The organism is Streptomyces sp. 63XJN7_1_ISO-PGPR-S23-121 (assembly GCF_056173025.1).
Window position 1 is genome coordinate 1,432,487 of sequence record NZ_CM149653.1, and the last position, 24,405, is coordinate 1,456,891.

At 73.3% G+C, this 24,405-nt stretch carries 18 protein-coding genes and 1 pseudogene; 9 read left to right on the forward strand and 10 right to left on the reverse strand.

Translation table 11 applies throughout. The annotated features are described in order from the left end of the window. Positions 1-28: 28 nt before the first annotated feature. The 8 genes and pseudogenes from AC0VYN_RS06680 to AC0VYN_RS06715 form a co-directional block, all read right to left on the reverse strand. Positions 29-1,678, reverse strand: coding sequence for a M4 family metallopeptidase (locus AC0VYN_RS06680; RefSeq protein ID WP_475535178.1), 1,650 nt, complete (start codon positions 1,676-1,678; stop codon positions 29-31). A 319-nt stretch (positions 1,679-1,997) separates the two neighbouring features. Beyond that, positions 1,998-4,022, reverse strand: a complete 2,025-nt coding sequence (locus tag AC0VYN_RS06685; protein ID WP_475535179.1) for a M4 family metallopeptidase — start codon at positions 4,020-4,022, stop codon at positions 1,998-2,000. Between the two features lie 297 nt (positions 4,023-4,319). Continuing rightward, complete coding sequence (locus AC0VYN_RS06690; protein WP_475535180.1) at positions 4,320-6,113, reverse strand: ABC transporter ATP-binding protein; 1,794 nt, start codon at positions 6,111-6,113, stop codon at positions 4,320-4,322. After that, entirely contained in the window at positions 6,110-7,906 is a 1,797-nt protein-coding gene (locus AC0VYN_RS06695; protein ID WP_475535181.1) for an ABC transporter transmembrane domain-containing protein, read from the reverse strand. The genes AC0VYN_RS06690 and AC0VYN_RS06695 overlap by 4 nt, the downstream gene beginning before the upstream one ends. Further along, positions 7,903-9,771, reverse strand: a complete 1,869-nt coding sequence (locus AC0VYN_RS06700; RefSeq protein WP_475535182.1) for an ABC transporter ATP-binding protein — start codon at positions 9,769-9,771, stop codon at positions 7,903-7,905. The genes AC0VYN_RS06695 and AC0VYN_RS06700 overlap by 4 nt, the downstream gene beginning before the upstream one ends. Further along, entirely contained in the window at positions 9,768-11,645 is a 1,878-nt protein-coding gene (locus AC0VYN_RS06705) for an ABC transporter ATP-binding protein (RefSeq protein ID WP_475535183.1), read from the reverse strand. The genes AC0VYN_RS06700 and AC0VYN_RS06705 overlap by 4 nt, the downstream gene beginning before the upstream one ends. A gap of 134 nt (positions 11,646-11,779) precedes the next feature. Beyond that, positions 11,780-11,953: pseudogene (locus AC0VYN_RS06710) on the reverse strand (twin-arginine translocation pathway signal protein); the annotation flags it as partial. Positions 11,954-12,126: 173 nt separating this feature from the next. After that, on the reverse strand, positions 12,127-12,222 hold the full coding sequence (locus AC0VYN_RS06715; RefSeq protein WP_475535184.1) for a putative leader peptide: 96 nt from the start codon (positions 12,220-12,222) through the stop codon (positions 12,127-12,129). A 137-nt stretch (positions 12,223-12,359) separates the two neighbouring features. Here AC0VYN_RS06715 and AC0VYN_RS06720 point away from each other — a divergent pair, with 137 nt between their 5' ends. Further along, on the forward strand, positions 12,360-13,241 hold the full coding sequence (locus tag AC0VYN_RS06720; RefSeq protein WP_475535185.1) for an alpha/beta fold hydrolase: 882 nt from the start codon (positions 12,360-12,362) through the stop codon (positions 13,239-13,241). 33 nt (positions 13,242-13,274) lie between these two features. On the opposite strand, the gene glgX is transcribed toward AC0VYN_RS06720, so the two are convergent. Continuing rightward, entirely contained in the window at positions 13,275-15,527 is a 2,253-nt protein-coding gene (gene glgX / locus AC0VYN_RS06725; protein WP_475535186.1) for a glycogen debranching protein GlgX, read from the reverse strand. A 163-nt stretch (positions 15,528-15,690) separates the two neighbouring features. Between glgX and AC0VYN_RS06730 the strand changes: the two genes are divergently transcribed. From AC0VYN_RS06730 to AC0VYN_RS06760, 7 genes are all read left to right on the forward strand, one after another. Next, entirely contained in the window at positions 15,691-16,929 is a 1,239-nt protein-coding gene (locus AC0VYN_RS06730; protein ID WP_475535187.1) for a L,D-transpeptidase, read from the forward strand. Positions 16,930-17,073: 144 nt separating this feature from the next. After that, a complete protein-coding gene (locus AC0VYN_RS06735; protein ID WP_475535188.1) occupies positions 17,074-18,333 on the forward strand; it encodes a L,D-transpeptidase in 1,260 nt (419 codons plus the stop codon). 125 nt (positions 18,334-18,458) lie between these two features. Beyond that, positions 18,459-19,226, forward strand: coding sequence for an enoyl-CoA hydratase/isomerase family protein (locus tag AC0VYN_RS06740; protein ID WP_475535189.1), 768 nt, complete (start codon positions 18,459-18,461; stop codon positions 19,224-19,226). Positions 19,227-19,499: 273 nt separating this feature from the next. Continuing rightward, positions 19,500-20,003: an ATP-binding protein gene (locus AC0VYN_RS06745; RefSeq protein ID WP_475535190.1), complete on the forward strand. Its 504-nt coding sequence runs from the start codon at positions 19,500-19,502 to the stop codon at positions 20,001-20,003. A gap of 130 nt (positions 20,004-20,133) precedes the next feature. Beyond that, the gene (locus AC0VYN_RS06750; protein ID WP_475535191.1) at positions 20,134-20,919 is read left to right on the forward strand and encodes a polysaccharide deacetylase family protein; all 786 of its coding nucleotides are present in this window, start codon (positions 20,134-20,136) and stop codon (positions 20,917-20,919) included. Further along, complete coding sequence (locus AC0VYN_RS06755) at positions 20,919-22,097, forward strand: YncE family protein (protein ID WP_475535192.1); 1,179 nt, start codon at positions 20,919-20,921, stop codon at positions 22,095-22,097. The genes AC0VYN_RS06750 and AC0VYN_RS06755 overlap by 1 nt, the downstream gene beginning before the upstream one ends. Positions 22,098-22,176: 79 nt before the next feature. Then, a complete protein-coding gene (locus AC0VYN_RS06760; RefSeq protein ID WP_475535193.1) occupies positions 22,177-22,788 on the forward strand; it encodes an ADP-ribosyltransferase in 612 nt (203 codons plus the stop codon). Here AC0VYN_RS06760 and AC0VYN_RS06765 read toward each other — a convergent pair. Next, complete coding sequence (locus AC0VYN_RS06765) at positions 22,742-23,437, reverse strand: GNAT family N-acetyltransferase (protein ID WP_475536824.1); 696 nt, start codon at positions 23,435-23,437, stop codon at positions 22,742-22,744. The genes AC0VYN_RS06760 and AC0VYN_RS06765 overlap by 47 nt on opposite strands. A gap of 47 nt (positions 23,438-23,484) precedes the next feature. Between AC0VYN_RS06765 and AC0VYN_RS06770 the strand changes: the two genes are divergently transcribed. Beyond that, positions 23,485-24,399, forward strand: a complete 915-nt coding sequence (locus AC0VYN_RS06770) for a helix-turn-helix domain-containing protein (RefSeq protein WP_385463322.1) — start codon at positions 23,485-23,487, stop codon at positions 24,397-24,399. Positions 24,400-24,405: the final 6 nt, after the last annotated feature.

Below are 24,405 nucleotides of genomic sequence, written 5' to 3' on the forward strand. Positions count from 1 at the left end.
CGCCCCCAGTGTGTCGCCGCTCGTGCGGTCAGCTCACGTTGATCGCGGTCCAGGCCGCGGCCACCGCCTTGTACTCGGTGCTGGTCGAGCCGTACAGGGCCGACGCCGCGTTCAGGGTCGCCGTGCGGGCGCCCTTGTAGTTGGTCGTCGACGTCATGTAGGTGGTCAGCGCCTTGTACCAGATCTGCAGCGCCTTGGCGCGGCCGATGCCGGTGACGGTGGAGCCGTTGTACGTCGGGGAGTTGTAGCTGACCCCGTCGACCGTCTTCGCCCCGCTGCCCTCGGCGAGCAGGAAGAAGAAGTGGTTGGCCGGGCCCGACGAGTAGTGCACGTCGACGCTGCCGAGGCTGGAGGACCAGTAGTCCTTGGACGCCCCGTCCTTGCTGGGCTTGTCCATGTAGCGCAGCGGGGTGCCGTCGCCGTTGATGTCGATCTTCTCGCCGATGAGGTAGTCGCCCTTGTCGGCGGAGTTGGCGGCGTAGTACTCCACGCCGGTGCCGAAGATGTCGCTGGTCGCCTCGTTGAGGCCACCGGACTCACCGCTGTAGTTGAGGCCGGCGGTGTTGGAGGTGACGCCGTGGCTCATCTCGTGCCCCGCCACGTCCAGCGAGGTCAGCGGGTTGGTGTTGCCGTAGCCGTCGCCGTAGGTCATGCAGAAGCAGCTGTCGGACCAGAAGGCGTTGACGTACGCGTTGCCGTAGTGGACCCGGGAGTAGGCGGCCTTGCCGTCGTTCTTGATGCCGCTGCGGCCGAAGGTGTTCTTGTAGAAGTCCCACGTCACCTGCGCGCCGTAGGCGGCGTCCACGGCCGCCGTCTGGTCGGTGGAGGAGCTGGAGGCGGTGCCGGTGCCCCACACGTCGTCGGCGTCGGTGAACAGGGTGCCGGTGCCGCTGGTCCTGCGGGCCAGGTTGTACGTCTTGTGGCCACCGCGCCCCGTGTCGTACAGCTGGTAGGTGGAGCCCGACTTGTAGGTGCCGAGCGTCACCGTGCCCGAGTACAGGCCCTTGCCGGAGCCCGTCTCGATGCCCTGGTACTCGTGCAGCTTGGCGCCGGTGGCGGCGTCGGTGATGACGTGGAGCTCGTTGGGGGTGCCGTCGTCCTGGAGGCCGCCGACGACGGTCTCGTAGGCGAGGACCGGCTTGCCGTCGGCCGCCCAGATCACCTTGCGGGGCGCGGAGTCGGCCGCGGCCTGCGAGGACCCGGCGTCCTTCGCGGCGCTCAGCGCCTGCTGCTCGGCCTTGGCCGCGGCGACCTTCGGCGTCACGGTGGCGACCTTGATGGTGGCGTTGGTCGCTCTGGTCACGCCCTGGGCCGCGCCGGACTTCGCCTGGTGCACCACGAGGTCGCCGCCAAGGACGGGCAGTCCCTGGTAGGTGCGCTCGTAGCGGGTGTGGACGGCGCCGTCGACGTCCCGGACGACGTCCTTGACGACGAGCTTCTCCTGGGCGCCGAGGCCTATCTGCCGGGCCGTCGCGGCCGCGGACTGCTGCTGCTCCTGGATGAGCGCGGTGCGGGCGGAGTCCGACAGCAGTACCGGGGCGCCGGGCAGGACACGCGGCGCGGAGGTGTCGGCGGCGGCGCCGCCGGCGGTCAGGCCGGTGGTGAGCAGGGCGCCGGCCGCGACGGCGGTGGCGACGGCCAGGGTGCTGCGCTTGTGGCGCGCGAAGAGGGAGGACACACAAGCTCCTTCGGTGGGGGAGTCCGGTCGGCGTGGGGTGGCCGGCCGGCGTTGCTGCGAGGTTGTGCGGCGGGTGAGGGAAGAGTGGCACCCACGCCGCGTACATGTCAGGAGGGTCGAATGATGTTGGCCGAAAATCGACGGGCGGGTGAATGTTGCGGGAACGTGAACCCGTGTGACCTCGGCAAAGCCGCAACCCTGCCCGTGTATGGGCTTGGCAAAAAGAGGCCGGTCGTGGGGAGGGCGCCGGCCCCGGGAGTCGAACCTCCGGGGACGGCGCCCTGATCGTGGGGGCCTGGGCTCTCAAGGCCCGTGGGGTTTACGGGAAGGTGAGCCGCCAGGCGTCGATGTAGCCGGTGTCCAGCCGGCCCAGGTCCTGGACGCGCAGCTTCCAGGTGCCGTTGGCCGCTTCGGACGAGGCGTTGACCGTGTAGGTCTCGTGCACGTCGTCGGCCGAGTCGTAGCCGCTGTTCTTCAGGCGGTACGTCGACCCGTCCGGGGCGACCAGGTCGATCTGGAGGTCACCGCGCCAGGTGTGCACGATGTCCACGCCCACCTGGAGGTTGCTCGGCGCGTTGCCGGTGCGGCCGGAAACCGTGATCGAGGAGGTCACCGCGGCCCCGTAGTCGGGGATGTTCACGTTGGCGGTGTTCTCGACGGTCGTGCCGCCCCCGCCGCCGCCCGAACGCGAGCCGACGTTGATGCCCGCCCAGGCGTCCTGCACCGCCTTGTACTCGGCGCTGTCGGTGCCGTACAGCTCGCCGGTCGCCGCCAGGGTGCCGGTGCGGGCGCCCGCGTAGTTGGTGGTCGACGTGAACTTCGTGGTCAGCGCGCGGAACCAGATCTTCTCCGCCTTCGCGCGGCCGATGCCGGTGACCGGGAGGCCGTCCGAGGTGGGCGAGTTGTAGGTGACACCGTTGATGGTCTTGGTGCCGCTGCCCTCGCTCAGCAGGTAGAAGAAGTGGTTCGCCGGTCCCGACGAGTAGTGGACGTCGATCCCGCCGAGGCCGGAGTACCAGGCGTCCTTGGACGCGCCGTCCTTGCTCGGCTTGTCCATGTAGCGCAGCGGGCTGCCGTCCCCGTTGATGTCGATCTCCTCGCCGATGAGGTAGTCACCGACGTCCGAGGAGTTGTTCGCGTAGAACTCGACCGAGGAGCCGAAGATGTCCGAAGTGGCCTCGTTGAGGCCGCCGGACTCGCCGCTGTAGTTGAGGCCCGCGGTGTTGGACGTGACGCCGTGGGTCATCTCGTGCGCGGCCACGTCGATGGACGTCAGCGGGTGGGTGTTGCCCGACCCGTCGCCGTACGTCATGCAGAAGCAGCTGTCCGACCAGAAGGCGTTGACGTAGTTGTTGCCGTAGTGGACCCGGGAGTAGGCGCCCACGCCGTCGCCGCGGATGCCGGAGCGGCCCTGGACGTTCTTGTAGTAGTCCCAGGTCAGCGCGGCCCCGTAGTGGGCGTCGGCGGCGGCGGTCTCCGTGTTGGTCGCGCTGCCGTTGCCCCAGGTGTCGTCGGAGCCGGAGTACAGCGTGCCGGTGCCGGAGGTGCCCCGGTTGAGGTTGTACGTCTTGTGGTTGCCGCGCGCCGTGTCGGTCAGCGTGTACGACGACCCGGACTGCGCGGTGCCCAGCGTCACCGTGCCGCTGTACATCGTGTTGCCGGTGCCCTCGTGGATCGCCTGGTACTCGTACAGCTTGGCGCCGGTGGCCGCGTCGGTGACGACGTGCAGCTCGTTCGGCGTGCCGTCCTCCTGGAGGCCGCCCACGACCGTCTCGTACGCCAGGACCGGCGTGCCGTTGCCCGCCCAGATCACCTTGCGCGGGGCGCGGTCGGCGTCCGGCTGTGCGGCGCCGGCGGCCTTCGCGGCGGAGACCGCCTGCTGCTCGGCCTTCGCGGCGGTGATCTTCGGCGTCACGGTGGCCGGCTTGATGGCCTTGGCCGTGGCCTTCACGACCTGCTCGGTCCGCCCCGACTCGGCGGTGGTGACGACCAGGTCGCCGCCGAGGACGGGCAGTCCGTCGTAGGTGCGCTCGTAGCGGGTGTGCAGGGTGCCGTCGCGGTCCTTGACCACGTCCCGGACGACCAGCTTCTCCTTGGCTCCCAGACCGAGGCCGTCGGCCGTCTCGGCCTTGGTGGCGTCGGCTTCCCGGATCAGCTCCGCGCGCTGGGCCGGGGTGAGTTTGACGGACTCGGCGCCGGGCGCCGGGGCCGGCCGCGGGGCGGCGGTGGCGCCGCCGGCCTGGAAGGCCGTGGCGATCAGCGCGGCGACACCGGCGAGGGCGACGCCCGCCGCGCGGCGGTGCGTGGTGTGGGAGGTGCGTCTGTGCGGAGTGTTGCTGCTCAACACTGACTCCTTCTGCGTGGCCGCGGGTTGCGCGGCCAGGGGAGACCGGACGGCGGGTGAGCCGGCCGGGCAGAGCTAGGCGGTACGCAGAAACCACGTGCAAGAAGCCGGCCGCGGCACAGCGCTGACGTGAACGCTGTGGGGACGCTGTGGAGCGGCCGTGGGAAGAGTGACAGGGGATCTCCCCTCTTGTCAGGACCGCGTCAGCAAGTTGGCCGGAAATCGTTCGTTGTCCGGGCGTTCATGTTCGATATACGGATTGGTTGCCGTGGGCGCCCCTACTGACTCCCCGCTCAGTCAGCCGGCCGCCGCCGTGCCGTCCGGCGAGGGGGACTCCCCGTGCCACGACCCCCACAGCGCCGCGTAGGCGCCGCCCGCCGCCACCAGCTCGTCGTGCGTGCCGAGTTCGGTCAGCCGGCCGTCCTCCATCACGGCCACGCGGTCGGCGTCGTGCGCGGTGTGCAGCCGGTGCGCGATGGCGATGACCGTACGGCCCTCCAGCACGGCGGCGAGCGCCCGCTCGGTGTGCCGGGCCGTCGTCGGATCCAGCAGGGCGGTGGCCTCGTCCAGGATCAGCGTGTGCGGATCGGCCAGTACCACCCGGGCGAGGGCGAGTTGCTGCGCCCGGGGACCCTCGGCACGGCTGCCGTCACCGCCCAGCTCGGTGTCCAGGCCGTCCGGCAGCTCCCGCACCCACTCCTCGGCGCCGACCGCGGCGAGGGCCGCCCACAGCGCGTCGTCGGCCGCCCCGGGCTCGGCGATGAGCAGGTTGTCGCGGACCGTGCCCAGGAAGACGTGGTGCTCCTGGGTGACCAGCACGACCTGACGGCGCAGCCGCTCCGGAGCGAGCGCCACCACGGGCACCCCGCCCACCGTCACCGAACCCTCGTCCGGCGCGTCGACCCCCGCCAGCAGCCGGCTCAGCGTGGTCTTGCCCGCCCCGGACGGCCCCACGACGGCCAGCCGCTCACCCGGCCGCACGGTCAGGTCCACGCCCCGCAGCACCTCGCCGCCCCGGCCGTACGAGTAGCGCACCCCGGAGACGTCGATGCGGTCGTCCGCGGGAACCGCCGAGTCGTCCGCCGCGGCCCGCGGAGCCAGCGCGAGCCCCTCCACCCGGGCGAAGGAGGCACCGCTGCGCTGGAGTTCCTCGAACCTCATCAGCACCTCGTCGAGCGGCACGGTCAGCTGCTGGAGGTACAGCGCACAGGACACCACCGCCCCCACGCTCACCATCCCGTGCGCGTGCAGGAACCCGCCCGCCAGCAGCACGCCCGCCACCGGCACGACGTACGACACCTCGATCACCGGGAAGAGCACGCTGCGCAGGTACAGCGTGTGGAACCGGGCGCGCCGCGACACCTCCAGCGCCCGGCGGCTCGCCTCGACACGCCGCCCGGCCAGCCGGAAGGCCTCGATCGTGCGGGCGCCCGCCACCGTCGAGGCGACGATCTCGGCGACGTCCGAGTTGGCCGCCCCCTCGGCGAGGTAGCCGTCCCGGGCGTGGCGCAGATACCAGCGCAACGCCCACCGGATCGGCAGCAGCAGCACCACCGCGACGACGCCGAGCGGCGGGGAGATCACGAACAGCGCGGCCGTGAGAAACAGCGTCTGCACGGCGTTGACCAGCAGATCCGGCCCGGCGTCGCGCAGCGTCGTGCCGACGGTGGTCACGTCGGCCGTGCCCCGCGTGGTCAGGTCCCCGGTGCCCGCCCGTTCCACCACGGACGCGGGCAGCGCCAGTGCCCGGTCCACGAACCGCTCCCGCACCCGGGCCAGCGTGCGCTCACCGAAGCGGTGCCCCACGTACCGGGCCCAGCGGGCCAGCAGCAACTGGGCCGCCGAACAGGCCAGGATGGCGAGCGCCATCCGGTCCACGGCCCCCGCCCCGCCCCCGGCGCGCACCTCGTCGACGATCCGGCCCAGCAGCCACGGACCGGCGAGCCCGGCCAGCGCCGCCAGCGTGTTCAGCCAGAGGAGCGCGGCGAACGCCCGCCCGTCGGCCCGCACCAGGCCCGTCATCGCCCGTCGCACGGCGGCACGCTCGGCGACGGGGAGCCGCCCCGGCGCCTCCTTCTCCGGCGAGGTCATCGCACGGCCTCCGCTTCCTCGGCGTCCCGCGCCACCAGCTCCCGGTAACCCGGCTCGGCCTCGAGCAGCTCCCGGTGGCTCCCGCGGGCCGCGACCTTGCCGTCGATGAGGTAGTGCACGACGTCCGCCCGGTCGAGCACCAGCGGCGACGTGCAGGCAAGCACGGTCGTACGGCCCCGGCGCGCCACCCGCAGCCGGTCCGCCACCGCGGCCTCGGTGTGGGCGTCCAGCGCCGACGTCGGCTCCACGGCCAGCAGCACCTCCGGATCCGCCGCCAGCGCCCGCGCCAGCCGCACCCGCTGCCGCTGACCGCCCGACAGGTCGCGGCCCTGCGCTGCGACGACCGTGTCCAGCCCCTCGGGCAGCCCCCGGACGATGTCGTCGGCGGCGGCCGCGCCGATGGCCCGGGACAGGTGCGCCTCCGCGGACGCCCCGGCACGCGCATCCGCGGCCGCGCCGGCGCCGCCCGCGCCCCCCGGGTGCGGTCCGACGGCGCCGATCACGTCGCGGAGGGTGCCCGCGAACAGGTCGGCCTCCGCCTCGGCGACCAGGACGCGCTCCCGGACCTGCGCGAGCGGCACGTCGGCCAGCCGCACCCCGCCCCAGGTCACGTCGGAGGGGGCGTACCGGCCGAGGCGGTCGATCACGTCGGCCGCGTCGGCCGGCCGGGCCCCGGCCAGCACGGTCAGCCGCCCCGGCGGCACCCGCACCCCGGACGCCGGGTCGTACAGCACCGACGGCTCCGCCGGGGCGTCGCACGTGCCCTCGTCCGGCTCGGGCTCCAGCCGCAGGAACGCGACCACGCGGCGGGCGGCCACCACGCCCCGGCTGAGCTGGTGGCTCATCTCGATCAGGAACGCCACCGGCCAGCCCAGCGCCACGACATAGCCGTACACCGACACCAGTTCGCCCACGCTGATCTCCCCGCGCGCGGCCAGCCGGGCGCCCAGCCAGGTCACCAGCCCGAGGAACAGCATCGGCAGCCCCACCCCGATGGCCTGGATCCAGCTGGTCACCGACCCGACCCGGTAGCCCTGCTCACGCAGCCGCGCCGAGTCCCGGCGGAAGGCGTCCGCGACCAGGCCCTTGCCGCCCAGCCCGTTCAGCACCCGCAGCCCGCCCGCCAGGTCGCCGATCCGCGCCGTCAGCACGCCCTGCCGCTCCCGGTACTCGGTCTCCCGGCCCTGCAACCGGCCCATCAGCGGGCCCAGCAGCACGCCCAGCACCGGCACCCCGAGCAGCACCACCAGGGCGAGCCGCGCCGACACCGACAGCATCAGGCCGCCGACCGCCGCGTACGCCACGACCGCGCCGACACCGGGCCCGACGGCCGTCAGCGACTGGCTGATCGTCTGCACGTCGCCCACCCCGATGGTGACGACCTCGCCGGTGGCCACCTGCCGCCGCAGCGCCGCGCCGAGCCGCGCCGCGTGCCCGACGACGATCTTGACCGTGCGGAAGTTGGCGTCCATCCGGACCCGTGTCATCGTGCGGTGCCGCAGGATGCCCAGCCAGGCGTTGACCACCCCCGCCGCGGCCAGCGCAGCCGTCCAGCCCGCCAGCGCGCCCAGGTCACCGGGCTCCAGCCCGTGGTCCACCGCTCGGGCCATCAGGTACGGCGTCGCCGCCAGCAGCACCATCCACACGCTGGCCAGCACGGCCCCCGCCGCGCAGCGCCGCCACTGCCGTCCGACCAGCCACCACAGATACCGCCAGCCGCCCCGGTGGCCGGGCGTGCCGGGGTCCTGGAAGGCGTCGATCGAGGTGCCGCCCGTCCGCCACGCCGCGCTCACGCGAGACTCTCCCGCCACGCCCGGTGCAGGTCCGCGAACCGGCCCGTGCCCGCGATCAGCCCGGCCGGGTCGCCGTCCTCCACGATGCGGCCGTGCTCCATCACCAGCACCCGGTCGGCGATCTCCACGGTCGACAGCCGGTGCGCGATCACCACCGCCGTACGTCCCTTCAGCACCGTCGCCATGGCCCGCTGCACCGCCCGCTCCCCGGGGACGTCCAGCGAGCTGGTCGCCTCGTCCAGGATCAGCACCGCCGGGTCCGCGAGCAACGCCCGCGCGAAGGACACCAGTTGCCGCTGGCCGGCGGAGATCCGGCCGCCGCGCTTGCGGACGTCGGTGTCGTAGCCGTCGGGCAGCGCGGCGATGAAGTCGTGGGCGCCGATGGCCTTCGCGGCCCGCTCGATCTCCTCCCGCGTCGCCTCCGGACGGCCGATGGCGATGTTCTCGGCCACCGTGCCGGAGAACAGGAACGCCTCCTGCGTCACCATCACCACCCCCCGCCGCAGTTCGGGCACGGCGAGGTCGCGCAGGTCGGTGCCGTCCAGCAGGACCCGCCCCTCGGAGGGGTCGTAGAACCGGGCGAGCAGCTTGGCCAGGGTCGACTTGCCCGCGCCCGTGGAGCCGACCACGGCGACGGTCTGCCCGGCCGGGACCGTCAGGTCGAAGGGCGGCAGCACCTCCCCGCCGGTGCGGTAGCCGAAGCGGACCCCGTCGAAGACGACCTCGCGCCCCGGGTGCTCCGTCACCGGCGGCGGCAGCTCCTTCGGCGCGGCCGGCTCGGGCACGGACGGCGTCTGGGCCAGCAGCCCGGCGATCTTCTCCAGCGAGGCCGCCGCCGACTGGTAGGAGTTCAGGAACATGCCGAGCCGGTCGATCGGGTCGTACAGCCGGCGCAGGTACAGCACGGCCGCCGCCAGCACGCCGAGCGCCAGCGTGCCGTCCGCGACCCGGTAGGCGCCCCACAGCACGATCCCCGCGACGGCCGTGTTGGCGACCAGGCGGGAGCCGACGACGTAGCGGGCCATCTCCAGCAGCGCGTCGCCGTTGGCCCGCTCGTGGCGCCGGTTCAGCCCGGCGAAGTCGGCGTCGTTGGCGGCCTCGCGGCGGAAGGCCCGCACCGGCCGGATGCCGTTCATCGTCTCCACGAACTTCACGATCACCGCCGCGATCGCCGTGGACCGCTGCCGGTACACGCGCCCCGCGCGCCGCTGGTACGACCGCACCAGCGCGTACAACGGCACGAACGAGGCCACCGCGACCGCGCCGAGGCCGAGATCCAGCCACAGCAGCATCGCCGAGATGTAGACGAAGGACAGGACGACCGTGACCAGTTCCTGGAGCCCCTCGCCGAGCAGCTCCCGCAGCGACTCGACGTCCGTGGTGGAGCGGGAGATGAGCCGCCCCGACGTGTAGCGCTCGTGGAAGTCGACGCTGAGCGCCTGCGCGTGCCGGAAGATCCGGCCCCTGAGGTCCAGCAGCACGTCCTGGTTGACGCGCGCGGACGCGGCGATGAACGCGTACTGCAGGGCGCCGGCGGTCAGTGAGCACAGCAGGTATCCGGCGCCGACCGCGATCAGCGGGCCGTGGTCCTGGTCGCGGAAGGCCGGCACGGCACGGTCGATGGCGTACGCCACCAGCAGCGGGCCGGCCTGCACGGCCGCCTGCTGGAGCAGCAGGAGCAGGACCGTCACCGCGACGCGGGCGCGCATGGGCGCCAGAAGCGAGCGCAGCAGGGCCGCCGTGGCGCCCGGCGGGCTGGGCAGCACGTCGCGGTCGAAGTCGTCGCCGGTGTGCTCCGCGGCCCCGGGCCGGGGCGGATCCTCCGCCTCGCCGGGAGCGGGCGGGGACGTGATGGGGGCCGTCATCGCCGGTCTTCCTCCTGTTCCCCCGCGCCGGACATCAGATGGGCGTACTCGGCGTTCGTGCGCAGCAGTTCCTGGTGGGTGCCGACCGCCGCGATCCGGCCCCCGGACAGCAGGGCCACCCGGTCGGCGAGCAGGACCGTGGAGGGGCGGTGCGCCACGATCAGCGCGGTGGTGTCCGCGAGCACCCGGCGCAGGGCTGCCTCCACGGCGGCCTCCGTGTGGACGTCCAGCGCGGACAGCGGGTCGTCGAGGACGAGGAACCGCGGTTCGCCGACCACGGCCCGGGCGAGCGCGAGGCGCTGCCGCTGCCCGCCGGACAGGCTCAGGCCCTGCTCGCCGACCTGGGTGCCGGTGCCCTGCGGGAGGGCGTGCGCGAAGTCGGCCTGCGCGACGGCGAGCGCCCGCCCCAGCGCGTCGGCGCCGGCGCCCTCGCCGGCGCCCATCAGCACGTTCTCGCCGACGCTCGCCGAGAAGAGCGTGGGCTCCTCGAAGGCCACGGCGACCCTGGCGCGCAGCTCCTCGCGGGGCAGGGCGGCGATGTCCTCGCCGTCCAGCGTGATCCGGCCCTCGGTCACCTCGTGCAGCCGGGGGATCAGCGCGGTCAGCGTCGTCTTGCCGCTGCCGGTCGCGCCGACCAGGGCCATGGACTCTCCGGGGCGGACGTGCAGGTCGATGCGGTCGAGGAGGGGCGGGGAACCGGGGGGAGCGTCGGGGTAGCGGAAGCGGACGTTCTCGAACCGCAGGCCGCCCGCCGCCGCGGGCAGTCGTGCCTCCCCCAGTGCCCGAACGGCCTGGGAGGCACCCCGTGGAGCCGGGCCGCGGTCCTTGCCTCCCGGCACCGACGCAGGGCCACCGACAACCCCCGGCGACTCGACCTCCGCGTCCATCACCTCGAAGTACCGGTCCGTGGCCGTCGCCGCCTCCTGACTCATCGCCAGCAGGAAGCCGATCGACTCCACCGGCCACCGCAGCGCCAGCGCCGTCGACAGGAACGCCACCAGCGTCCCCGCCGACAACGCCCCGTCCGCCACCCGCACCGCCCCGACCACCAGCGCCGCGCCGATCGCCAGCTCCGGCAGGGTCACGATGACGGCCCAGATCGCCGCCAGCAGCCGCGCCTTGCGCAGTTCCGTCCCCCGCAGCGTGTGCGACAGCTCGTGGAAGGCGCGGGCCTGGCTGCGGTGCCGCCCGAAGCCCTTGACGACGCGGATACCGAGCACGCTCTCCTCGACCACGGTCGTCAGGTCCCCGACCTGGTCCTGCGCGCGCCGCGCCACCTCGGAGTACTTCTTCTCGAAGAACGCGCAGGTGATCATCACGGGCACGGCCGGACCGAGGACGACCAGCCCCAGCGTCCAGTCCTGCACCAGCATGATGCCCACGCCGATCAGGATGGTGACGCCGTTGACCAGCAGGAACGTCAGCGGGAAGGCGAGGAACATGCGCAGCAGCATCAGGTCCGTCGTGCCGCGCGACAGCAGCTGGCCCGAGGCCCACCGGTCGTGGAAGGCCACCGGCAGCCGTTGCAGGTGCCGGTACAGGTCCGCCCGCATCCCCGCCTCGACGCCGGCCAGCGGCCGGGCCACCAGCCGGCGTCGCAGTCCGAACAGCAGTGCCTCCGCCAGCCCCAGGAGCAGCAGGTACAGGGCGCCGAGCCACACGCCCGCCGGGTCCCGGTCGGCGACGGGCCCGTCCACCATCCACTTCAGGACGAGCGGGATCACCAGCCCCACGCAGGAGGCGAGGACCGCCACGAACGCGGCGACGGACAGCCGCGCCCGCACGGGGCGGACGTACGGCCACAGCCGCAGCAGGGAACGCACGGCGGAACGCTTGCCGTTGGGGTCCGGGGCGGGGGCGGGTGTCGTGGGCATCAGCAGCGAGCCTACGGTTCACCACTGACACTGCCCACCGAGTTTTCCGCGCGCACGGAGTCGTACGGGGGCACGCCACACCGGCCGTCGCACCCACCGGCGCACCGGCCGGATAGGGCGTGCCCCCCCCTGCGTCAGCCGGCCGGGTACGGCAGCAGGGTGCCGTCCACCCTCTCCCAGGCCGCCTTCAGCTCCGCGAGCAACGCCGGGCGGTCGGCGGCGAGGTCGGCCTGCTCGCGGGCGTCGGCGGCCAGGTCGAACAGGTGGTCCCGGCCGTCCGCGTCGCGGTAGTACTTCCAGTCGCCGCGCGGCACGGGCGTTCCGCGGGGGCGGCCGAGGCGGTGGCGGACGTACCGGCCACGGCCGTCACCGCCCCGCCGCCGACGAGGCCACCGAAGACACGACGGGAGATCTCGGGCATGGGGGATCCAGGGGAAGAGGGGGAGGGAGAGCCAGGGAAGGAGACGTGCGAGGGCGCGGGTCAGCGACAGACGGCGCCGGACTGGCGGCACAGATCGACGTGGCGGCGCGCGACGAGCGCGGCGCCCACGGACCGGAAAACGGCGACGGGCCTCATGACCTGGGACGCTGTCAGCCGGGCCCGGCCCGGTCAAGAAGATCGCCGACGCGTTCACGAAGCCGGCAAGGAGCCGCAACACGCCGGGACGCGACGCCGTCCGCGCCGGGATCCGCGCGGCCATTACCCGGGAGGGAATGGCCCGTCCGGGCCGGCCCGCGGAGACTGGGGCCCTGTTCGAGACCACCACCGAGGGGGAGTTCATGTTCTTCGAGACCTACGACGGCACCCGGCTGGCCTACGAGGAGCACGGGGAGGGCGAGCCCCTGCTGTTCGTCGCCAGCTGGGCGCTGAACGGCGACATGTGGGAGTACCAGATCCCGTACTTCGTCGAGCGGGGCTACCGCTGCGTCACCCTGGACCGGCGCGGCCACGGTCGGTCCGAACGCCCCTCCAAGGGCTACGACCTGGACGCCTCCGCCGACGACATCGCGGCGCTGCTCGACCACCTCGGCCTGCGCGACGTGACGATGATCGGCCACTCGGTCGGCGGCGCCGAGGTGGCGCGGTACCTCGCCCGGCACGGGCGGGAGCGGGTGTCCCGGGTGGCGTTCGTCTCCGCCGTGCTGCCGTTCCTGCTGCTCACCGACGACAACCCCGAGGGTGCGCCGGAGGCCGCGCTGGAGGCGACGCTGCACGCCTTCCGCACCGACCGGTCCAAGTGGTTCGCCGACCGGGCCCAGCCCTGGTTCGCCACCCACCTCGGCAACGACGTCTCGCCCGCGCTGATCGACTGGACCATGAGGCAGTGCCTGTCCACCGCGCCCTGGGCGCTGGCGCAGCTGTTCGAGGCGGCGTTCCGGTTCGACCACCGCGCCGCGCTGGCCGCCGTCGACGTGCCCACCCTCGTCGTGCACGGCGCCGCCGACGCGTCGGCCCAGATCGAGCGCACCGGCCGGCGCACCGCCCGGATCGTGCCGGGCGCGGAGCTGATCGAGTACCCGAACGCCGGGCACGGCCTGTTCATCACCCACCGGGACCGTTTCAACGCCGACCTGCTGGAGTTCCTCAAGCGGTGACCCGGACGCCGCCCCGCCCCCGGGCGGACCGGCTCAGCCCGCCCTGAGCAGCAGCACCGTCCGGGCCGGCACGGTGACCGGGCCCCCGGCCGCGTACTCCTCGTCCGGCGCCCGCGACTGCTCCTCCCTGCCGGTGTCCACGACCACCTCGTACCGCTCCGCCCACGGCGCCCCCGGCAGCACGAAGTCCACCGGCCGGTCACCGGCGTGCAGCACGGCCAGGAAGCTGTCGTCGGTGACCGGAGCCCCGCGCTCGTCGCGGCCGGGTATGTCCCGCCCGGACAGGTACATGCCCAGGGTGGCGGCGGGGGCGTACCAGTCGGCCTCCGTCATCTCCGTGCCCCGGGCGGTGAACCAGGCCAGGTCGCGCAGGCCGTCCGCGGAGTGCGCCCGGCCGGAGAAGAAGGCCCGGCGGCGCAGCACCGGGTGCCGGTGGCGCAGCGCGATCAGCCGGGAGGTCAGTTCGAACAGGGGCCGCCAGTCCGGATCGTCCAGCAGGCTCCAGTCCACCCAGCCGATCTCGTTGTCCTGGCAGTAGGCGTTGTTGCTGCCGCGCTGGGTGCGTCCCATCTCGTCGCCCGCGACCAACATGGGCACGCCGGTCGACAGCAGCAGTGTGGTCAGCAGGTTGCGCAGCTGGCGCCGCCTGAGCGCGCGGACGTCCTCGTCGTCCGTCTCGCCCTCCGCGCCGCAGTTCCAGGACCGGTTGTCGTCCGCGCCGTCCCGGTTGCCCTCGCCGTTGGCCTCGTTGTGCTTGCGCTCGTACGAGACCAGGTCGCGGAGCGTGAACCCGTCGTGCGCGGTGACGAAGTTGACCGACGCGTACGGCCGCCGCCCGCCCCAGGCGTACAGGTCGCTGGAGCCGGACAGGCGGTAGCCCATCTCCCGCACGTCCGGCAGGGCGTGCCGCCAGAAGTCCCGCACGGCACCCCGGTAGCGGTCGTTCCACTCCGTCCACAGCGGCGGGAACGCGCCCACCTGGTAGCCGCCCGAGCCGACGTCCCACGGCTCGGCGATCAGCTTCACCCGGCGCAGCACCGGGTCCTGCGCGATCACCGCGAGGAACGGGGAGAGCATGTCGACGTCGTGCATCGAGCGGGCCAGCGCCGCCGCCAGGTCGAAGCGGAAGCCGTCCACCCCCATCTCCGTCACCCAGTACCGCAGCGAGTCGGTGATCAGCCGCAGCACGTGCGGCTGCACGACGTGCAGGGTGTTGCCGCAGCCGGTGTAGTCGGCGTACCGGCGCGCGTCCGGCTGGAGGCGGTAGTAGCCGCGGTTGTCGATGCCCTTCAGGGACAGCGTCGGACCCAGCTCGCCCGCCTCCGCCGTGTGGTTGTAGACCACGTCGAGGATCACCTCGATGCCCGCCGCGTGCAGGGCCCGCACCATCCGCTTGAACTCGCCGACCTGCTGCCCCCTCGTCCCCGACGCCGCGTAACCCGCGTGCGGGGCGAAGTAGCCGATCGAGTTGTAGCCCCAGTAGTTCCGCAGGCCCCGCCTCAGCAGGTGGTCCTCGTGCGCGAACTGGTGCACCGGCAGCAGCTCGACCGCGGTCACGCCCAGCTTCACCAGGTGTTCCGTCGCCGCCGGGTGCGCCAGGCCCGCGTACGTGCCGCGCAGCTCCTCGGGAACGCCGGGGTGCAGTCTGGTGAAACCGCGCACGTGCAGCTCGTAGATCACCGAGTCGGCCCACGGCGTCTTGGGCCGGTGGTCGTCCGACCAGTCGTCGTCGTCGTGGACGACGACGCCCTTGGGGACGTACGGCGCCGAGTCCCGGTCGTCGCGCACGGTGTCCGCCACGTGCTGCTCGGGCCAGTCGCGGACGTGCCCGTACACCTCGGGCGGCAGCCCGAACTCGCCGTCCACCGCCCGGGCGTACGGGTCCAGCAGCAGCTTCGCCGGGTTCCAGCGGGCGCCGGTCCACGGGTCCCAGCGGCCGTGCACCCGGTAGCCGTACCGCTGCCCGGGCAGCACGCCCGGCACGAAGCCGTGCCAGACCTCGTGCGTCAGCTCGGTCAGCCGCACCCGCCGCTCCGCCCCGCCCCGCTCGTCGAACAGGCACAGCTCCACCGCCTCCGCGCCGCCCGCCCACAGCGCGAAGTTCGTCCCCGGCACCCCGTCCGGCCCCGTCCGGAACCGGGCGCCCAGTGGCACCGGCGTGCCCGGCCAGGCCGGCACGGCGGGCGGCGGCGCGGCACGCCGCGCGCCGTTCACCACGACGGCGGGGCGCCCGTCCTCGGCGGCCCGCTTGCCGGCCACCGCCTCCTGCTCGGCTGCGCTGGACACCTGTCAGCCTCCTGCGGCTCGTGGAACGACGTCGCAGAGACGGGAAAAAGGGCGCACGGTGTCCCGACCGCTGCTCCCCGTCGCGTCGTCCTCCCCACTGTTCTGCCCACCCGGTGGCTCGCACTCACGTTTCCCCAGGGCCGGCCGGTCGTTACGGGTGGATGTGAGGCACGTACATGGGCGCGCACGGCGCGCGGGGGCCGCGCTGGCCGCCGGAATGACATGGGCAGGACTGCTGGCCGGGGCCGCCGGATGCACCTCGGGCACCAGCGGCGGCGGCTCCGGCTTCGGGGGCGTGTTCGGCAAGCCGCCCGCGCCCGGAGAGATCATCCGCGTCACCCCGGACGACGCGCGCGAGGGCGTCCGGCCGGAGACGGGACTGTCGGTGCGGGTGCCCGACGGGCGGCTGGAATCGGTGCGGGTCGTCAGGTCGCAGGACGCGCGGGAGACCCCGGTGCCCGGCCGGATCTCCGCCGACGGCCTGAGCTGGAGGCCCACCGGTGACCGGCTCGCGCTGGCCGCGAAGTACACCGTCGACGCCGTGGCCCTCGACGGCCACGGGCGCCGCTCGGCCCGGCACACCACCTTCACCACCTACGTCCCCGAGGAACGCTTCATCGCGTACGTCGCCCCCGAGAACCGCTCGGTCGTCGGCACCGGAATGATCGTCTCGCTGGAGTTCAACCGGGAGGTCACCGACCGCGCCGCCGTGGAACGCGCCGTCTCCGTGACCGCGAAGCCCGCCGTCGAGGTCCGCCCCCACTGGTTCGGCAAGGACCGCCTCGACTTCCGGCCCGAGGCCTACTGGAAGCCCGGCACCCAGGTCACCGTCGCCCTGAGGCTGCGGGACGTCGAGGGCGCGCCGGGGGTGTACGGGCTCCAGCACCGCACGTTCTCCTTCACCGTCGGCCGCAGCCAGGTCTCGCTCGTCGACGCGGTCGAGCGGACCATGGAGGTGCGCCGGGACGGCACCCTGCTGGCCACCGTGCCGATCACCGCGGGAGCACCGACCACGCCCACCTACAACGGCAAGATGGTGGTGACCGAGCTGCTCGACGTCACCCGGATGAACAGCCGCACGGTCGGCTTCGGCGGCGAGTACGACATCCCCGACGTCCCGCACGCCATCCGCCTGACCAGCTCCGGCACCTTCCTGCACGGCAACTACTGGGCGCCCGCCGACACCTTCGGCCGGGCCAACGTCAGCCACGGCTGCGTCGGCCTGCGCGACGTCAGGGGCGGCGGGACCGGCACCCCGGCGGGCTGGTTCTTCGACCGCAGCCTGATCGGCGACGTCGTCGAGGTCGTCCACAGCAAGGACCGGACGGTCGCCCCCGACAACGGACTCGGCGGGTGGAACATGGGCTGGAAGGCGTGGAAGGCGGGCGGCTCGGTGCGGTGACGCGGGGCCCCACGGCGCCAACTCGGTACGGAACAGTGACAATTCCCTTGGCCGCAACGTCCCTGGCCTGCGGTTACGATGCGCCGGTGCGCGAAGGTGCGCACTGGGGCGCGGGCCGGACCAGGCTCGGCGAGGGGAGACAAGGTGAACGTGCGTCCGATATCGGGGACGTCGTCGGCCGGCATCCGGGGGCGGAGCGGCAGGAGAGCGCGCAGGGGACTGCCGGCGCTGATGCTCGGCGTGCTGCTGACGGCCGGCGCGTGCGGCGGGGGCGGAGCGGACCCGGGGTCCGGGGACGGCAAGGGGGACCGCGCCAAGGACGCCACCGCGGCGCAGAGCAAGCAGTCCGAGGCGGTCGTCACCATCGCCCCGGCCGACGGCGCCAAGGCCGTCGACACCAGCGGCGCCCTCAAGGTCGGTGCCGCCAAGGGCAAACTGACCGAGGTCGTGGTCAGGAACGCCGGGGGCGACCCGGTCGAGGGCCGGATATCCGGGGACGGCGCCACCTGGACGCCGTCCACCCACCTGGCCGCCTCCACCGCGTACACGGTGCACGCGGTCGCCCGGGACTCCGAGGGCCGCACCGCGGCCGCGGACTCCCGTTTCACCACCCTGACGCCGGAGAAGACCTTCATCGGCACCTTCACTCCCGAGGACGGCTCGAAGGTCGGCGTCGGGATGCCGTTCTCGATCCGCTTCACCCGGGGCATCACCAACCCCGCGGACGTCGAGAAGGCCATCCGCATCAGGACCGAGCCGGCCGTCGAGGTCGAGGGCCACTGGTTCGGCAACGACCGGCTGGACTTCCGCCCGGAGAAGTACTGGCAGGCCGGCACCAAGGTCACCGTCGACCTCGCCCTCGACGGCGTCGAGGGCCGCGAGGGCGTCTACGGCGAGCAGACCAAGACCGTCTCCTTCACCGTCGGCCGCAAGCAGGTCTCCGTCGTGGACGCCAAGAAGCACACGATGCAGGTCGTGCGGGACGACAAGGTCCTCAGGACCGTCCCGGTCACCACGGGCGCTCCCGGGTACGAGACCTGGAACGGCCAGATGGTCATCACCGAGAAGCTCACCGTGACCCGCATGAACGGCGACACGGTCGGCTACGGCGGCGAGTACGACATCAAGGACGTCCCGCACGCCATGCGCCTGTCCACCTCCGGCACCTTCATCCACGGCAACTACTGGGGCGGTGACGCCTTCGGCAACCGCAACGCCAGCCACGGCTGCGTCGGCCTGCGCGACGTGCGGGGCGGCTGGGACGGCAAGGCGCCGGCCGCCTGGTTCTTCGACAACTCGCTCATCGGCGACGTGGTGGTCGTCAAGAACTCCGACGACGCCACCATCGCCCCCGACAACGGCCTCAACGGCTGGAACATGTCCTGGGAGCAGTGGAAGGCGTAACAGGGGACAGCTTGCCCCGCGCCCCCAGGGGGCGCGGGGAACCGCGCGAGCAACCCACCACTGCCCTGGCCCGGCGACGCACCCGCGAGTGCCGCGGCGAGTGAACGCCCACTAACCTGCGGAGCATGACCGTACATCTCGAAGTCGCGGACGGCGTCGGCACGCTGCGCCTGGACCGCCCGCCCATGAACGCGCTGGACGTCGCCACGCAGGACCGGCTCAAGGAGCTCGCCGAGGAGGCCACGCGGCGCGAGGACGTGCGCGCCGTGGTGATCTACGGCGGCGAGAAGGTGTTCGCGGCCGGCGCGGACATCAAGGAGATGCAGGTGATGGACCACGCGGCGATGATCCTGCGCGCCCGTGCCCTGCAGGACTCCTTCACCGCGGTGGCCCGCATCCCCAAGCCGGTCGTCGCCGCGGTGACGGGCTACGCGCTGGGCGGCGGATGCGAACTCGCCCTCTGCGCCGACTTCCGCATCGCCGCCGACAACGCCAAGTTCGGCCAGCCCGAGATCCTGCTCGGCCTGATCCCGGGCGCGGGCGGCACCCAGCGCCTGTCCCGGCTGGTCGGCCCCTCCAAGGCCAAGGACCTGATCTTCACCGGCCGCCAGGTGAGGGCCGGCGAGGCGCTGACGATCGGCCTGGCGGACCGCGTGGTGCCCGCCGCCGAGGTCTACGAGCAGGCGCACGCCTGGGCCGCCCGCCTCGCGAAGGGCCCCGCGATCGCGCTCCGCGCGGCGAAGGAGGCGATCGACACCGGACTGGAGACGGACATCGAGACCGGCCTCGCCGTCGAACGGAACTGGTTCGCCGGCCTGTTCGCCACCGAGGACCGCGAGCGCGGCATGCGCAGCTTCGTGGAGGAGGGCCCCGGCAGGGCGAAGTTCGTCTGACTCCGGTCCCACCCCTTGCAATTGACGTGATGTCTCATCCGGGCCCCTCGGCGGGGCGCTCTGTGGCAGCCTTGACGCACCACTGAGCGCGCCTTGCCGAGGGGAGTCCGCCGCTTGTCTCCGGCCGAGCAGTCCGCGCAGGTCGGCGACGCCGTTTGCGGTCCCGAACTGCCCCTGGCACATGCCCCGCACCCCTCGCGGCGCCCCGGCTTTGCGCCGGCGCATTCACCGGGAACCGCCCCGGAGCCCGTCGGCGGCGGCCATGATGGGGGCATGGCGGGGCTGGAGGACACTCAGCGGCCGCTGGGATCCGGACGTGCGACCGCGGCGCGCTGGTCGCCGGCGGCCGAGGACGAACACGCGCTCAGGGCGCTGGAGCTGTATGGCGATCCCACGGACCGCGAAGTGGCGTTGCCGTCCCGCCCCGAGTCCGCCGCCACCGCCCGCCGGCTGGCCCAGGTCGTGACCCTGCGCCACTGGAAGGTGCCCCCGAGGATCACCGAGGACACCGTCCTGCTCGTCTCCGAACTGGTGGGCAACGCCGTACGCCACACCGGCGCCCGCGTCTTCGGCCTCCACATGCGCCGCCGCCCCGGCTGGATCCGCGTCGAGGTACGCGACCCCTCCCGGGGGCTGCCGTGTCTCATGCCGGTCCAGGAGACGGACATCAGCGGACGCGGACTCTTCCTGGTCGACAAGCTGTCCGACCGCTGGGGGGTGGACCTGCTGCCGCGCGGGAAGACCACCTGGTTCGAGCTGCGGGTGACGGAACGCTGACCCCGCCCCGCGCCGCCCGCCGCCGGATCGCCCACCGGGGGACCGGCCACCTCGGGACCGGCCACCTCAGGACCGGCCACCGTTCGGGCGAATCACCAGATTTCGGGCGCGGCGCCCCTTAAATGGTGCGGTGACCACGACCGACCGCCGAACCGCACTGGCCGCGGGCGCCGGACTCGTCGCCGCGGCAGCGCTGACCGGATGCGGCACCAAGGGCGCCGCCGCCCGCCCCGCCGCGCACCCCTCCGGCTCCACGCCCGCCCCGCCCCGCACACCCGGCGCCCCTGCAGCGCCCGCGCCCCGCCGCTTCCCCGGCCGCCCCGTCCAGGTCGCCCACGGCCCCCGCGACCGGCCCCGCGTCGCCCTCACCTTCCACGGCCAGGGCGACCCCGCCACCGCCCGCGCCATCCTGACCGAGGCCGAACGGCACGGTGCCCGCGTCACCGTCCTCGCCGTCGGCACCTGGCTGGACGCCCACCCGGACCTGGCCCGCCGCGTCCTCGACGGCGGACACGACCTCGGCAACCACACCCAGCGCCACCTGGACGTCAACGCCATGACCGAGACGGAGGCATACGCCGAGATCACCGGCTGCGCCCGGCGCCTGGAACGCCTCACCGGCTCCATCGGCACCTGGTTCCGGCCCTCCCGCGCCGCCCGCGCCTCCCCGCTCGTCGAACGGCTGGCCGTCCGCGCCGGCTACCCGCACGTCCTCTCCTACGACGTCGACTCCCTCGACTTCACCTCGCCCGGCGCCCCCGCCGTCACCCGCACCGTGCTCGGCGCGGTCCGCGGCGGGTCCGTGGTGAGCCTGCACTTCGGCTACGCGGACACGGTCGCCGCGCTCCCCGCCCTGCTGGAAGAACTCGACCGCCGCGGACTCGACGCGGTGACCACCACGGAGCTGATCGGCTGATGCACGCCAGAACCCTCACCCGCACCCTGCTCGCGGGCCTCGCCCTCACCGCCCTCGCCGCCTGCGGCGCCGAAGATCAGTCCGGCGGGACACACCCGAGCGCCCGTGCCGCCCGGGCCACCCCCGCCCAGAAGAAACCCGCCGTCGACGGCCTCCCCGGCATGCCGCCCGTCCTCGACCCGAAGGACGTCTACGCCGCCGACCGCCCGAACAAGCTCTCCCCGGTGGTCAAGGACTTCCCCTCCCGCGTCTACGTCCCCAACACCGAGTCCGACACCGTCACGGTCATCGACCCGAAGACCTACGAGGTCGTCGACACCATCCCCGTCGGCCGGCAACCCCAGCACGTGGTGCCCTCCTGGGACCTGAAGACCCTGTGGGTCAACAACGACCGGGGCAACACCCTCACCCCCATCGACCCGAGGACGGGCCGGGCGGGCGAACCGGTCGACGTCCACGACCCCTACAACCTCTACTTCACGCCCGACGGCAAGTACGCGGTCGTGATGGCCTCCCTCGACCGCGAACTGGTCTTCCGCGACCCGCACACCATGAAGGTCGAGAAGACCGTCCCCGTCACCTGCTACGGCGTCAACCACGCCGACTTCTCCCTCGACGGGCGCTACTTCATCGTCTCCTGCGAGTTCAGCGGCGAACTGCTCAAGGTCGACACCCGCAGGATGGAGGTCGTCGCACAGCAGAGACTCCCCCTCGACGGCGCGATGCCGCAGGACGTCAAGGTCTCGCCAGACGGGAAGCGGTTCTACATCGCCGACATGAAGGCCGACGGCATGTGGGTCCTCGACGGCGACACGTTCGCCACGCCCACCCTCCTGCCCACCGGCAAGGGCGCCCACGGCCTCTACGTCGGCCGCGACTCCCGCACGATGTACGTCTCCAACCGCGGCGAGGGCACCGTCTCCGTCTTCGACTTCACCCGGAACAAGCTCACCGGCAAGTGGCGCCTGCCCGGCGGCGGCAGCCCCGACATGGGCGGCGTCTCCGCCGACGGCAAGGTCCTGTGGCTCTCCGGCCGCTACGACGCCGAGGTGTACGCCATCGACACCCGCACCGGCGACCAGCTCGCCCGCGTCAAGGTCGGCAACGGCCCCCACGGCCTCGCCGTCTACCCCCAGCCCGGCCGCTACTCCCTCGGCCACACCGGCATCTTCCGCTGACCGCGGGGGAATTCGCCCAACACGCCACCATCGAGTGACGATCCGCGGCCCGCTCCCGCGCAGCCGCGATCGTACGCCCATGACCACCACTCGCCCCCGGCGCCGGGCCGCCGCCGTCGTCCTCGCCCTCTCCGCCGTCCTCGCCACCTCCGCCGCCGCCCAACCCGGCGCGGCGGTCCCGGCGACGGCACCCGCGAAGGCCGCCCCCGCCTGCCCCCTGTCCCACGACAGGACCGAGGCCGCCGCCGACCCGGACGTCGACGTCACCCGCGTCACGCCCCGACCGGTCTGGCGCACCACCTGCGGCACCCTCTACCGCAGCGACAGCCGGGGCCCGCAGGTCGTCTTCGAGGAGGGCTTCCACGCCAGGGACGTGCGCGACGGCCAGTACGACCTCGAGCAGTACGTCCTGGTCAACCAGCCCTCGCCGTACGTGTCGACGACCTACGACCACGACCTGTACAAGACCTGGTACAAGTCCGGCTACAACTACTACATCGACGCGCCCGGCGGCATCGACGTCAACAGGACCATCGGCGACACCCACAAATGGGCCGACCAGGTCGAGGTCGCGTTCCCGGGCGGCATCAAGCGCCAGTACGTCATCGGCGTCTGCCCGGTCGACAAGCGGACCAGGACCGAGATCATGAACGAGTGCGAGAGCAACCCGCACTACAAGCCCTGGCACTGACCCCCCGCCCCCCGGCCGGCAGGAACAGCGCCTCCGAGCCCACCGGCCGGTAACCCGCCGCCTGGAACGCCCGCAGACTGCGGGCGTTCCCCGGCGACACCTGGGCCCACACCGGCTCGCCCCCGGCCAGCTGCCGCGCCGCCGTCACCAGCCGCCGCCCCAGCCCCCGGTGCCGCGCCTCCTCCGCCACCTCCACGGCCACCTCCAGCCGCCCGGCCACCCCGCGCCCCAGCACCAGCACCCCGCCGTCCGCCGCCCACACCCGCACCCCGTCGCGCCGCCGCCGCGCCGAGACCACCCGCGGATGCCCGGGATCGGCGACCTCCGTCAGCGCGACCCCGGGACGCCCCGCGAGCGGCGCACCGGTCAGCAGCACGTCGACCGTGTCGGTCGTCCGTCCGGTCCGCTCCATGAGGGCCGTCAGGAACCGGGCGTGCATCGTCGCGGCGAACGCGTCGCACTCCAGGGAGGCCAGCGTCCCGCGCACCCACCCCTCGTCCTCGTCCGTGAAGACGACCGAGTGCGCCGTGAAGGCGATGACACCGGCGACCCGGGGACCGGGCTGCGCGACCACCGTCGTCCCGCCGTCCGGCGGGGGGAAGACACCCCGCGCCGCAGCGTCCAGAATCCCGCGCAGGCTCTCCGTCACCGTGCCCCCTTGAGTCTCCACCCACTGGAAGGTCCAGACTCCCAGACATGATCGACGACGGCACCGGTCTGATGACCATCGGCGAGCTGGCGCGGACCACCGGACTGTCCGTACGCACCATCCGGTACTGGTCCGACGAGGGCGCGCTGCCCCCGGTCGCCCGCTCCGCGGGCGGCTACCGGCTCTACGACGCCGCGTCCGCCGCCCGCCTGGAGCTGATCCGCACCCTGCGCGAACTGGGCCTCGGCCTCGACGACGTACGCCGGATCCTGTCCGGCGAGGCGACGGTCGCACAGGTCGCGGCGGCGCACGTCAGCGCGCTGGACGCACAGATCGACTCCCTGAAGGTGACCCGCGCGGTGCTGTCGACCGTGGCGCGACGCGGCTCGACCGCGGAGGAGATGACCCTGATGAACAGACTGGCGCGGCTGTCCGCGGCGGAGCGCAAGCGGATCGTCGACGACTTCATGGCGGAACTCTTCGACGGCATCGACACGGCGGACCCCGACGTCCGCACCCGGCTGCGCTTCACCGCGGCCACCCTGCCCGACGACCCGACACCGGAACAGGTGGACGCCTGGGTGGAGCTGGCCGAGCTGATCCAGGATCCCGGCTTCCGGACGCTGATGCGCAGGATGGTGGAGTTCAACGCGGCCGACCGGGGGCCGGACGTCCCCGGAGGCACGTCCCTGTGGTTCGTCAGCCGTCTCGTGCGGCTCGCGGGTGACGCACTGCGCCGGGGCATCGCGCCCGGGGCGCCCGAGGCCGGCGACGTCCTGCGCCCGCTGCTCGGTGACGCCGACCCCGCCGCCGTGCTGGAACGCCTGACCGCGATGACGAACAGCCGGGTCGGCCGTTTCCGCGAACTGTCGGCCGTCGTCAACGGCCTCGGGCCCCAGCCGATGTACGAGCAGGAGTTCGGGTGGGTGGTCGCCGCACTGGAGGCCCGGGCGGGAAGCTAATCTGAC

What these genes read in the sequence shown, in the direction of transcription:
- AC0VYN_RS06690 (WP_475535180.1), bottom strand. Translation starts at nt 6,113, where the DNA reads ATGACCTCGCCGGAGAAGGAGGCGCCGGGGCGGCTCCCCGTCGCCGAG.
- AC0VYN_RS06715 (WP_475535184.1), bottom strand. Translation starts at nt 12,222, where the DNA reads ATGAGGCCCGTCGCCGTTTTCCGGTCCGTGGGCGCCGCGCTCGTCGCG.
- AC0VYN_RS06755 (WP_475535192.1), top strand. Translation starts at nt 20,919, where the DNA reads ATGCACGCCAGAACCCTCACCCGCACCCTGCTCGCGGGCCTCGCCCTC.
- AC0VYN_RS06700 (WP_475535182.1), bottom strand. Translation starts at nt 9,771, where the DNA reads ATGACGGCCCCCATCACGTCCCCGCCCGCTCCCGGCGAGGCGGAGGAT.
- AC0VYN_RS06720 (WP_475535185.1), top strand. Translation starts at nt 12,360, where the DNA reads ATGGCCCGTCCGGGCCGGCCCGCGGAGACTGGGGCCCTGTTCGAGACC.
- AC0VYN_RS06705 (WP_475535183.1), bottom strand. Translation starts at nt 11,645, where the DNA reads ATGCCCACGACACCCGCCCCCGCCCCGGACCCCAACGGCAAGCGTTCC.
- AC0VYN_RS06740 (WP_475535189.1), top strand. Translation starts at nt 18,459, where the DNA reads ATGACCGTACATCTCGAAGTCGCGGACGGCGTCGGCACGCTGCGCCTG.
- AC0VYN_RS06745 (WP_475535190.1), top strand. Translation starts at nt 19,500, where the DNA reads ATGGCGGGGCTGGAGGACACTCAGCGGCCGCTGGGATCCGGACGTGCG.
- AC0VYN_RS06760 (WP_475535193.1), top strand. Translation starts at nt 22,177, where the DNA reads ATGACCACCACTCGCCCCCGGCGCCGGGCCGCCGCCGTCGTCCTCGCC.
- AC0VYN_RS06770 (WP_385463322.1), top strand. Translation starts at nt 23,485, where the DNA reads ATGATCGACGACGGCACCGGTCTGATGACCATCGGCGAGCTGGCGCGG.